A 12,246-nucleotide genomic window follows, 5' to 3' on the forward strand; every position below is an offset into this window, starting at 1 on the left:
AAATATAAAAAACATGATCATGATATATTTGATGTATTGCAAAGCTCTTTAACACTTTGCAATACGTTGAATTTTATCGGGAATGGATTACTATGTTGTGTAGAGAATTTTATTTCAGGAATTCTTATGAAAGATGTGTTTGTGTGGATGTTAAGATTGAATATTTTAACTTCTATTGATACAGCTTTCGGATGGAATAATAACTCTGGAGATCCCCATACAACGGCTCCAAGCTTTTTTATAACTCGGATAATCGGTTTGAAATTCGAAATATAAGCTGTTCTAGCCGGTGTTATGGATATTTTGATGAAGCTATAAATAAAAATTTTAAAGATTGTGTTGTTTCAAAAAGATTTACAGAAACGGGCGTAAAGAATTGAAAAATGGTAAGTTTGTTTAGTGAAAAAACAGGTGTAACAAATGTGGCAGAATTTACTGTTTCCGAAATAGCAGGAGCTCTAAAGCGTGTTGTTGAAGAAAAGTTTGGTTATGTACGGGTGCGTGGGGAGATATCAGGTTACCGTGGTACTCATGCTTCAGGACATGCTTATTTTGCTTTAAAGGATGATAAGGCACGGTTGGAAGCTGTTATTTGGCGTGGAGTGATGGAAAAGCTCAAATTTCCTCCTGAAGAAGGGATGGAAGTGGTTGCTGTTGGTAAACTTACAACTTATCCAGGGTCATCGAAATATCAAATTGTCATTGAGGCTCTTGAACCAACGGGGGTTGGTGCTTTGATGACACTTCTTGAAAATCGTAAGAAAAAGTTTGTGGAAGAAGGCTTATTTGATGAAGCAAAGAAAAAACCTTTGCCTTATATGCCTCGAATTATAGGCGTTGTCACATCACCAACAGGTGCTGTTATTCGTGATATTATTCATCGTATATCCGACCGTTTTCCGTTACATATTTTGGTTTGGCCTGTACGTGTTCAGGGGGAAACAAGTGGGAGAGAGGTAGCTGTTGCTGTTGAAGGTTTTAATGCTCTTGCTCCAGGAGGACTTATTCCAAAACCTGATCTTATTATTGTTGCACGGGGAGGGGGAAGTTTAGAAGATTTGTGGGGGTTTAATGACGAAGCTGTTGTTCGTGCTGTTTATGCCTCTGCTCTTCCCGTTATTTCTGCTGTTGGGCATGAAACGGACTGGACTTTAATTGATTATGTCGCTGATTGGCGTGCTCCAACTCCTACAGGAGCTGCAGAAAAGGCTGTTCCCGTTAAGCTTGATCTTGAAGTGTGTGTTGCGTCTCTTGGGGCACGTTTGCGCAAGGGACTTGTACGTTCTTTTGATTTTCATCAACAAAAGTTGCGTGCAGTCAGACGTGGTCTTCCCACTGTCGACCAACTTTTCGCTCTACCACGGCGTGGTTTTGATGAAATTTCAAATCGATTACAGCGTGCTCTTTGTGTAAGCTACGATAAAAAACGTTTTTCTTTTCATACTCTTCGTTTACGTCTTTCGTTACGTTTGTTAAATAATGAAAAAGCACACCGCAATACAAAAGAATATACGGCGCGCCTTCATCGTGCTTTTGTGCGTAGTGTGGAAAAAAAACGTGCCCGAATGGAGCTTGCATTTAGGCTTTTAAAAAGCACTTCTTATCAGAATATTTTGGAGCGCGGCTTTGTTTTGGTTTTGGGGAAAGAGAATAAGCCCATTAAACGCTTGGCTCAGTTTCCTGAAACGGGGCACATAAATTTACGCTTTTTTGATGGTGATATCAATGTTGCAACACAAGAATCTGTTTCCGCTAAACGCTCAAAACACAAGCCGATAAAGTCGCCAAGCGATGATCAAGGAACTCTCTTTTAATACGGTTAATGCCATGCTTGCGGAAGGTCTTCTTAAGGGAGCGGATGGAAAAGTTCGTTGTGCATGGGCTGGAACGGATCCACTTTATTGTGCTTATCATGATAACGAATGGGGAAAACCTGTTTTTGAAGATACCTGTTTGTTTGAAAAAATTTCTCTTGAAGGTTTCCAAGCGGGGCTTTCTTGGTTTACAATTTTAAAAAAACGCTCTTTTTTTCGCATTGCATTTGATCACTTTGACTTTAAAAAGATTGCTCATTATGATGAGCTAAAGGTGAAAATGTTAATGCAGAATAAAGACATTGTTCGCCATCAAGGAAAAATTCAATCAGTGCTTAATAATGCACTTAGAGCACAAGAAATTATAACAGAGTGGGGGAGCTTGTCTCGCTATTTTTGGTCTTTTCAGCCACCACAATCAGAGCGTTATGAAAAGATAGACTTTCAAACACTGTCGGCTCATCCCACAACCCCTGCTTCTCTTCGTCTTTCTCAAGACTTGAAGAAACGTGGCTGGACATTTATTGGTCCCATAATTTGTTATGCTTTTATGCAGTCCGTAGGGATCGTTAATGATCATCTTGAAGGATGTTTTTGTCGATAAATTGGCCAACGTTCTTTTGTATGAGTAATGATCAATAGGGTAATAATTAAATTGTTTAATAAATGTATAGATTATACAACTCCATTGTATAAGATAATTGAACTATACAATATCAATGATTTCCTACTGTTGTTGGCACTCAAAACGATAAAGGTATAATTTTGAAGATGAAAAAAACAGATGCAAAAAGGAGTGATATCTTAACTGTCATGTATCTGAAGTGAGATAATGGTAACGTCTTGTATGTTTTAAAGAAACATCTAGTGTACCAAAGCCCATTTTGCGACGCAGCTCATGAATGGTATAACAGTCAATCCATTGTGCACTCTATCTTTACACTTATGAAAGAGAAAATCAGCACCATCACACACTTTACTAGCTTTCAATGTTGTGCAACAGTTCTTGGCATTTGAAATGGTTCAGAAGAGATGTTTTTATTTCTGTTAATGACATGACCGTTATAATAAGTAATGAATATTTTATTCGTGTTTATTGACGAATGCAAAGTGGTTTTTAGAGGGGGGATGTTGTTGCATTGTTATATTTTACTTTGGTTGTATGACTGTTGGTTTATTTATGTGTAGGTCAATTGCTCAGTACTTACCTAGGGAATAAAAATAAAATGCAGTGATGAAAAATTGAAGTTAAATGACTTAAGCTGCTTGTGTTGGGTTTTATTATCTGATAGTTTTCTTCTATTAGAGAGTGATTTTGCCGCGTGTGCTCTCCAATTTTTAGGAAAATGATTAAGCTCACGCAGGCTTGTATCCACTACATTACTTAGTTGAAGCTCTGTATGTTTCTGCTGGAAACAAGAGTTTCGTTGCAGTGTGTTGTTTTCTGTTCTATTTTTATAGTGGTAAAGCAATGATGCACACTAAAGTTTAGAAGGGTCTATATTCATTATGTCTTTGGGGGTAGTCTAATGAATTTTGTTTTTATCAATGGAGAAGTGCATTTTAGTGTGTATTCTTTTATTGCAATCTTTATCTCTCAAAAGACAAAGCTTGCAAGGGGTGATTCTTCTCATTATTCCTTTATTTTTGTTAACGTGTTTGGTTTTGTTGGTAAAAACGTAAAACTTTTGACACTTGGTTTTCAAAAGATTAAGCAGATTTTTGTGGGGGTAGAGTTTTGGAAAAGATCTTTTCTTATGCCTTTCTGCTGTTTTAGTGCAGTTTTGATCATGTAGTAAAGATGTGCCGCATCTTGAAATTGAGTGTTTGAGGAGAATGACAATTTTTGAAGTTTGCGTATTTTATTTTAAATACCGCCTAAAGTAATAGAGTGGTGAATTCATAAATTTTTGCGCAATGATTTTTTTTTAAAGCTTACCATTTTGGAGGCTAAAAGGCTTATCCTTTTGATGATTAATGGGGCTGGTATACGGCGTTATCGCATGCAAAGAAAGGTTATGAAAGAATGTGATACTGGTTAGCAAAACATATATTGCATGTTCGCTATGGTTTGATTGAGATGTAGTCAATGAATTTATAAAGTAGATGACTCTGTATAGGCGATTAGAATGTATTTGTTCAATGTGTATAATTATAAATTTGCCATGTTATTTCAGCGTCATTAATTAATAAAAAATAAATAAAGGGAAACGTTTATGAACTTGAAGAAAATAATATTGAAAAGTAGCAGCTCTATTGTTGCTGCTCTTATGGCACTGGGAGTAGTTGTACAACAGGTTTCAGCAAAAACACCGGCTGATACCCTTGTGATGGCTTGGAATCTGGATGCAATCAGTACGTTTGATCCTGCGCAGCTCAATGATGTTTATGCAAGTGAAATTATTGGAAATGTTTGTGATAATTTGGTCAGTACTGCGACAGATGATCCAACGAAAATAGTTCCGTCTTTAGCAACGCATTGGGATGTTTCAGGTGATGATCATACTACAGTGCTTACTTTTCATTTGCGTGATGGTTTAAAGTTTAACGATGGTAGATCAGCCAATGCCAATGATCTTGTTTGGGGGATGAAGCGGATTGTTAAATTGCAGATGGCTAATGCAGCAATTTTTAATGAATATGGAATTACAGAACAAAATGTTGATGATGCTTTGCAAGCTGTTGATGAGAAAACAGTGGTGATGAAATTTGATAAGCCTTATCCAGCAGAGCTCATTCTGAATAATGTTGTTGCGAGTCGTGCAACAGCTTTGCTTGATCGTAAGACGATTATGAAGCATGAAAAAAACGGTGATCTGGGAAATCAGTATTTGAAAACTCATGCTGCTTGCGTTGGCCCTTATCATTTAAAAAGTTGGCGCCCTGGAGAAGTGATTTTGTTACTTGCAAGCTCTCACTATTGGGGACAAGCACCTAAACTAAAGCAGATTTTAATTCGCCATGTTGCGGAGCCCGGAACACAGCGCTTGTTATTGCAAAAACATGATATTGATGTTGCTCGTAATTTGACACCTGAAGATCTTGCAGATCTGCAAAAAACAACAGATGTTAAAGTTGAAAAAGTGTTGGTGCCAACCATGATGTATTGGGGATTCAATACGACGAATCCCATTTTTGCTAAGGAAAAAGTGCGCTTGGCGATGCGTTATCTTATAGATTATGAAGGTCTTGGCGAGAAACTTCTCAAAGGGATTGGTATCCCACGGGCAAGTTTTATTCCTCTTGGCAATTTTGGGGCTTTAGATGAAAAAGAAGGACAACCCTTTAAGCTTGATATTCAAAAAGCCAAGCAACTTTTAGCAGAGGCTGGTTATCCGAACGGATTTGAGGCAAATTTTCTCGTGTCAAACACTCCTTATACTTTATTACTTGCTCAGTCACTTCAAGATAGTGCTGCGCAGGCGGGTGTGCGTCTTAAAATTGAACGTGTGGCAGGTACACAGTTGTTTTCAAAAGTGAATGCACGGGCTTTTGATACGGCTTTTGTCGGATGGAATAATGATTCTGCGGATCCTCATACAATGGCTTCACGTCTTGTTTATAATCCAGATAATCGGTTTGAGGCTAGAAACACTGCCTATCCTAGTTGGAAGCATGGATATTTTGATGCCAAGATGAATCAAAAAGTTGAAGATGCGTTGTTTCAAAAAGATCCGCAAAAACGGGCGCAAATATATGCTGATTTACAACGTGAACTTATGCAAAAAGGACCTTATGCGTTTATTTACCAGCAATATAGCGTTATAGCGATGACACCGGATGTCAAAAAATGGGTTTGGAATAGTGCACCGCGTATTTTTTATAGTAAAATTGAAAAATAAGAGTGTCTTTTCGTGTTGTCAAAGGTAAAAGTAGTTTGATCATAATAGCATGATGAAAATATTTTTTCACATAAAAGTCCTTCAGTTTTTTAAGGAAGAAACTGTGAGGGGTATTTGTGCTGTATATGGTGGAGGTCGTTTATTAAGGAGGGATGAATATAGAAAGTTATATTGGAGAAGATCTTTGTTTGTGGCTACAGATTCTATGCATCCCGAATGCAGATTGATATATGAGAGAATTATTTTATAGATGCTTAGTTTGATTAAATGAAGTTGATGTTTGATACTATGCTGTTTAAAAGATGAAAGAGCAAAATCACAACGACTATGTGTGAAAAAGGCACAAGAATATAATGGGGAAAAAAATGTTGAAAAAATTTTCTGTTTTATTAGGCATAACAGCTTTTTTAAATGGGGCTATAGCATCAGCATTTAGTGCTTCATCTAAAGATATGTTGGTGATGGCATGGAATATTGATTCAATGAGTAGTTTTGACCCAGCGCAAACTGTTGAAGTTGTGACGAGTGAGTTATTGACGAATATTTGTAGCGCGTTAGTGCAATATGATGAGCATGATCCTACAAAAATTCGCCCTGCTATGGCAAAATCTTGGGATGTTTTAGATAATGGCAAAAGAATAGTTTTTCATCTTCGTGATGATTTAAAGTTTAATGATGGAAGAACAGCAACGGCGCAAGATTTGGTATGGTCGATGCGGCGGATTATTAAATTAGGATTGAGCTATGCCCAATCTTTAATGGATTATGGGTTTACTAAAAACAATGTTGAAACAAATATTCAGGCTCTTGATGATAAGACTTTGCAATTAAAATTAGATAAACCCTATCCTATTCAGCTCATATTGACTGTTATTGGACAATCTTATGCTTCTGCTTTGCTTGATCGGAAAACAATTGAAGCGCAGAGTATTAACGGTGATATGGGGAATAAATATTTAGCAACACATTCGGCTTGTGTTGGACCTTATAAATTGGTGAGCTGGTCTCCAGGAGATAAAGTTGTATTAGAGGCTACACAGCATTATTGGGGCGATGTGCCTAAAATTAAGAAGATTGTTGTGCAGCACGTAGCAGATTCATCAAGTCAAAGACTTCTTTTGGAAAAAGGTGATGTGGATATAGCGCGTGATCTTTCTTCAGAGGATATTTTAGATCTTGAAAAAAAGGGAGGCCTAGTCAAAATTAGTCGTGTTTTGCGCCCCCAGATTATTTATCTATCATTAAATAATAAGAATGCAATTTTTGCAAACGAAAAGGTCAGATTGGCACTTCGTTATTTGGTTGATTATGAAGGTCTTGGAAAAACTGTTTTGAAGGGGATTGCTATTCCGCGGGCAACTTATATGTCCTTGGGTGTTCCTGGTGCTTTGGATGAAAAAGAAGGGCTGCCTTTTAAGTTGGATTTGAAAAAAGCAAAACAGTTGATTACTGAGGCTGGTTATCCGAACGGTTTTAAAGCTAATCTTTTAGTTGGAAGCCTTAGTTATATGTCGTCTGTTGCACAGTCTATTCAAGCTAATGCACGTAAAATTGGTGTTGAGCTGACAATTGAAAAAATGGCACAAAATCAATTGTTGAGCCGTGTACGTGGTGGAAATTACGATACTGCTATTATGGGGTGGGGGAGTGCCGATCCTGATGGACATCCTGCCTCATTAAATCACGTGTTTAATCCTGATCCAACATTTACAAAAAAGCACAATATGTATTTGGCTTGGCGCGCTGGGTATTATGATGAAAATATTAATAACATGGTGATGGATGCTTTGTTTGAGAAAGACCCCAATAAGCGTATCATGCAATATCGTACTTTACAGCATTATGTGCTAGAGCATGGTCCTATGGTTTATTTATTTCAGACATATTATACCGTTGGTATGGGACCTGATGTCAAAAAATGGATTTGGAACAGTTATAGACTTTATTACAATGAAGCAGAAAAATAAAAAGAAGCATGTTATAGAGAAGGATTGTAGAACATGCTTAATAAGAGGTTGTTTCGTTATATAAAAAAAGGTATTTGCTTTATGTTTTGTCGCTACAGAGGGGATTTTTATAATGGTTTTGCCACTTTCAGAGACTGAAAGAGCTGTATTAGAAAAGCAGAAAAGATTATTTTTATGGGATTTTTTATGCAAAGGATTGAAACTTCTTATTTCAGTTTTTATCACATTGCTTGGGTTGGTGACGATCACTTTTTTTCTTGGTCATCTTCTTCCTCTAGATCCAGTTCTGTCTATTCTTGGTGATAATATCAGTCAGGAAGCTTATGATGCAATGTATTATAAGCTTGGTCTTGATAAGCCGTTGATTGTTCAATATTGGAAGTATCTTCATAATGTATTTTTATTTGACTTTGGAGATGCTTTAACTTCTGGGCGTCCTGTTCTAGCTGATATTATGCGTGTATTTCCTGCAACATTAGAGCTTGCAACCGTTGCTATTGTTATTGGCACAAGTCTTGGAATTCCATTTGGTGTTTTTGCAGCAATGTATCGCGATTCATTTATTGATTATGTTGTTCGTGTTTTTACACTTGTAAGTTATTCTACTCCAACGTTTTGGCTCGGTTTAATGGCTTTGTTAATATTTTACGCCAAGCTTGGCTGGGTTGGTGGTCCAGGACGTATTGATTTTCTTTATGAATATTCTTTCGAACCAAAAACAGGATTTTTCCTTTGGGATACTGCAAGCCAAGGACAATGGGAGGCTTTTGGTAATGTTTTTAGTCACATTATTATGCCTGCTTTGATCTTAGCTTTCGGTGCTATGGCTTATATTAGCCGTATGACTCGTGGGTTTATGATTGAGCAGCTTAATCAGGAATATATCATTACTGCACGTGTAAAGGGGTTATCGTGGGCGCGAACGGTATGGGGACATGCCTTTAAGAATGCTGCTGTTCAAATTATTACCGTTGTTGCGCTTTCTTATGCTTTTTTATTAGAAGGGGCTGTTTTAACGGAGACAGTTTTTGCTTGGCCTGGTTTTGGACATTACTTGACAAATGCTCTTTTAGCCGGAGATATGAATGCAGTTGTAGGATGTACTTTACTTGTAGGATTTATCTTTGTCGCCATTAATTTATTTTCTGATTTGCTTTATCGCATTTTTGATCCAAGGACACGTTGAATATGACAGTAAGTAATCATCATAAATCGCAATCATCATCTTTTTTTGGCGGTTGGTTAAACGACCCTGTTCCAAGCTCCATAATTCAGGCGAACATACAAAGAATTTATCACGCACTGGTTAAGTTTTTTCATAACTTTTCGGCTGTATTTGGTCTGCTTATTATTTGTATTATTATCATATGTGCATTTTTTGCTCCTTGGATTGCTACGCATGATTTTCTTAGCAATGATCTAGGGCATCGGTTGCAGCCACCCTCTATGGCGCATTATTTTGGAACGGATGAATTGGGACGTGACATTTTTAGTCGCCTTGTTTTTGGTTCTCGTATTACTCTTTATGTTGTTTTTCTTACAACAGTTATTGTAGGTCCAATAGGGCTTATTGTTGGAACTGTATCTGGTTATATGGGCGGATGGGTTGATACTGTGCTCATGCGCATTGTCGATATTTTTCTTGCTTTTCCAGGTTTGATTTTAGCTCTTGCATTTTCAGCTGCATTGGGACCAGGGATTGAAAATGCTTCTATTGCAATTTCAATTGCAGCATGGCCCCCAATTGCACGTTTAGCACGTGCTGAGACTTTGACAATACGTTCTTCTGATTATGTTTCTGTCGTTCGCTTGCAAGGGGCTTCTGCTTGGAGAATAATTTTGTTTCACGTTGCGCCCATGTGTATTCCTTCAGTGATTGTACGATTAACTTTGGATATGTCTGGAATTATTTTAACGGCTGCTGGTCTTGGTTTTTTAGGATTGGGAGCTCAACTCCCCAGTCCTGAATGGGGCGCGATGCTTTCTTCAGGGCGGGAATTTATGATGACAAATTGGTGGTTGGCGGCAATACCAGGCTGTGCGATATTATTTGCAAGTCTTGCTTTCAATCTTTTAGGTGATGGTCTTCGTGATGTATTGGATCCACGCAATGGGTAATAAATTATTAGAAGTAGAAGATTTACGTATTTCTTTTCCTACAACGCGCGGCATTTCAGAAGTTGTGCGTGGCGTTAGTTTTTCTGTTGGAAAAGAAAAAATTGGAATTGTTGGTGAATCGGGATCTGGAAAATCGATGACTGGGCGCGCAATACTAAGGTTGAGTCCAAAAGCAGCCATTGTTAAAGCTAAAAAAATGCGCTTTGAGGATGTTGATTTATTGACCGCAAGTGAACCTCAGATGCGAAAAATCCGTGGGAAGCGTATTTCAATGATTTTACAGGACCCAAAATATTCACTTAATCCATTAATACGGATTGGTGAGCAGATTATGGAGGCTTACCGTATTCATTATCGTGTTTCAAAAGCCGAAGCGCGGGAGCGCACCATATCTATGTTAGAATCTGTTCATATTCGTGATCCTGAACATGTGATGCGTCTCTTTCCTCATGAAATATCTGGGGGGATGGGGCAGCGCGTGATGATTGCAATGATGCTCATTCCGAAACCTGATTTAATTATTGCCGATGAACCAACATCTGCGCTTGATATTACGGTCAGACGACAAGTTTTATCCGTATTAGATGAACTTGTTACAAAGTCTGGAACGGGACTTATTTTCATTAGTCACGATTTAAATATGATTGCTGATTTTTGCGATCGTATTTTGGTGATGTATGCGGGCCGTGTGTTAGAAGAGTTGCCTGCTTCTGATTTGTCTCACGCTTGTCATCCTTATACAAAGGCTTTGCTGGCGAGTTTACCACGGCTTGATAATCCTGTTGATATTTTGGCTGTTCCTGAGCGTGATCCTGATTGGTTGTATAATCCTACGATTGTTAATGGTGTTGAGGAGGTTCCTCATGACAAATTGTGAGAATATTATTGATGTTTCTAATTTATCTGTAACTTTTGGTCATAGACATAAGGCAGTAACAGTTGTTAAAAATGTTAATTTTCATATTAAGCGTGGTGAAGCTTATGGTTTGATTGGTGAATCCGGATGTGGAAAATCAACAATTTTGAATACATTGGTGGGGCTTATTCCAGATTATAGTGGAAAGTTCCTTTTTGCTGGGCAAGAAGTCGAAAAGAAAAGAAGTAAGGATTTTTTACGCTGTATTCAAATGGTTTTTCAAGATCCTTATGCTTCTCTGCATCCAAGAAAAATGGTCCATACGGTTCTTTCTGAATCGCTCAAAATCCATGGGATGGATAATCAAAGAGAGCGGGTGGAGGATGCTTTAGATTCCGTTGGTTTAGATTCTTCATTTCTTTATCGTTATCCTCATGAGTTGTCTGGAGGACAGCGTCAGCGTATTGCTCTTGCACGTGCTTTAATTATCGAGCCAGAAGTTTTATTGCTTGATGAGCCAACATCTGCATTGGATGTATCGGTACAGGCTGAAATTTTAAACTTGTTGAAATCGTTGCGAGCGAGAAAAAAGCTTACTTATTTGATGGTATCCCATGATCTTGCTGTTGTTGCACATATTTGTGAACGTGTTGGAATTATGCATAAAGGGATTATTCTTGAAGAGCTTAGCAATGATGAATTGCGTAATTTACACGCGCAACACGATTATACAAAGGAGTTTTTTGAAGCAAGTATAGAGCCTATTGTCCATAGAGAGCAAAGAGTATGATCGATTTTCCAAAAGAAAAAATACATTTTTCTGTTTTAGGTTTCGAGAAGTATTTAGTATCTTTGTTGTAATAGAGAGTTTTTGTATTTTTTATAGTGTGAAATCTTATCGATATAATTTATTGAAAGAAATTTTAGCTCTCATATTTTTCACTTTATTAGGCGTACAACATTATGAGTCATCTGCATGACTCATAACGCGCATTATATATTTGTTGTACAGTTTGTTGACTATAAATTTATGTTTAGAAGGTTTCATTTTAGATGAGCATTAAGCTTGTAAGAAATAATAGGTGATTAATGATGCTATGTTTTCTAGGAAAATTTATTCTTTAGGGTATAGTTTAATTTTTATTTTTTTTGATTTGTTTACTCTTTTTTACAGTGTTACTCTTATTTATCCAAAAACGCTAAGTTTTATTTTTTAAAAAAGAAGAAGCTGTTATGAAAATTTTTCAATAGTACATGAGAATGATTCAACTATTTTTGTTTTTTCTATTCTTAAAGACAGATTTTATAAATAAAAAAGGCAGCATATTGCGCTGCCTTTTTGTTAAATTGAATAGAACGAATAAGCTATTTTTACAACCTTGCTTTTAAAACTGATAGCGTATGCCGCCTGAAAAACTTGCACCACTTATACCCGTTTTCTGAAGCTTTTGTTGATAGCTTACATCACCATGAAGGGAGAAATTGTGAGACAGTTGCGCATTGATGCCAATGCCGCCTTCAATTGCAGGCCCCATAGGATCAAGGTCAAAGTTTCTGCCAATCTGGATAGTGCCATCATCACCAAAGGTTTTGATCAAGTTTACTTTTCCATAGAAAGACATAGGACGGCTGTTTTCAGTGGAAATGGT

10 protein-coding genes are annotated in these 12,246 nt (G+C 37.3%); 9 read left to right on the forward strand and 1 reads right to left on the reverse strand.

Annotated elements, in window-relative coordinates; all coding sequences use genetic code 11:
• Positions 1-383 precede the first annotated feature (383 nt).
• The 9 genes from xseA (at position 384) to ACFIJR_RS06990 (ending at position 11,387) form a co-directional block, all read left to right on the forward strand.
• The gene (gene xseA, locus ACFIJR_RS06950; protein WP_375627254.1) at positions 384-1,814 is read left to right on the forward strand and encodes an exodeoxyribonuclease VII large subunit; all 1,431 of its coding nucleotides are present in this window, start codon (positions 384-386) and stop codon (positions 1,812-1,814) included.
• Positions 1,792-2,418 carry a DNA-3-methyladenine glycosylase I gene (locus ACFIJR_RS06955; RefSeq protein ID WP_375627255.1) on the forward strand — a complete coding sequence of 209 codons (627 nt, stop codon included), beginning with the start codon at positions 1,792-1,794 and terminating at the stop codon, positions 2,416-2,418. The genes xseA and ACFIJR_RS06955 overlap by 23 nt, the downstream gene beginning before the upstream one ends.
• Before the next feature lie 925 nt (positions 2,419-3,343).
• Positions 3,344-3,610: a hypothetical protein gene (locus ACFIJR_RS06960; protein ID WP_375653867.1), complete on the forward strand. Its 267-nt coding sequence runs from the start codon at positions 3,344-3,346 to the stop codon at positions 3,608-3,610.
• A gap of 420 nt (positions 3,611-4,030) precedes the next feature.
• Entirely contained in the window at positions 4,031-5,656 is a 1,626-nt protein-coding gene (locus ACFIJR_RS06965) for an ABC transporter substrate-binding protein (protein ID WP_375653868.1), read from the forward strand.
• Positions 5,657-6,021: 365 nt separating this feature from the next.
• Entirely contained in the window at positions 6,022-7,623 is a 1,602-nt protein-coding gene (locus ACFIJR_RS06970; RefSeq protein WP_375653870.1) for an ABC transporter substrate-binding protein, read from the forward strand.
• Between the two features lie 112 nt (positions 7,624-7,735).
• Positions 7,736-8,809: an ABC transporter permease gene (locus tag ACFIJR_RS06975; RefSeq protein ID WP_375653871.1), complete on the forward strand. Its 1,074-nt coding sequence runs from the start codon at positions 7,736-7,738 to the stop codon at positions 8,807-8,809.
• A gap of 2 nt (positions 8,810-8,811) precedes the next feature.
• Positions 8,812-9,741 (forward strand): ABC transporter permease, encoded by a 930-nt coding sequence (locus ACFIJR_RS06980; RefSeq protein WP_375653873.1) that lies wholly within the window; start codon positions 8,812-8,814, stop codon positions 9,739-9,741.
• Positions 9,734-10,618 (forward strand): ABC transporter ATP-binding protein, encoded by an 885-nt coding sequence (locus ACFIJR_RS06985; protein WP_375653874.1) that lies wholly within the window; start codon positions 9,734-9,736, stop codon positions 10,616-10,618. Before ACFIJR_RS06980 ends, ACFIJR_RS06985 begins: the two co-directional genes overlap by 8 nt.
• Positions 10,605-11,387, forward strand: a complete 783-nt coding sequence (locus ACFIJR_RS06990) for an ABC transporter ATP-binding protein (protein WP_375653875.1) — start codon at positions 10,605-10,607, stop codon at positions 11,385-11,387. Before ACFIJR_RS06985 ends, ACFIJR_RS06990 begins: the two co-directional genes overlap by 14 nt.
• A gap of 595 nt (positions 11,388-11,982) precedes the next feature.
• Here ACFIJR_RS06990 and ACFIJR_RS06995 read toward each other — a convergent pair.
• A partial coding sequence (locus tag ACFIJR_RS06995) for an autotransporter outer membrane beta-barrel domain-containing protein (RefSeq protein ID WP_375653877.1) occupies positions 11,983-12,246 on the reverse strand: 264 nt, incomplete at its 5' end.

This window comes from Bartonella sp. OD88NMGDW, assembly GCF_042193775.1.
Classification (GTDB): domain Bacteria; phylum Pseudomonadota; class Alphaproteobacteria; order Rhizobiales; family Rhizobiaceae; genus Bartonella; species Bartonella grahamii.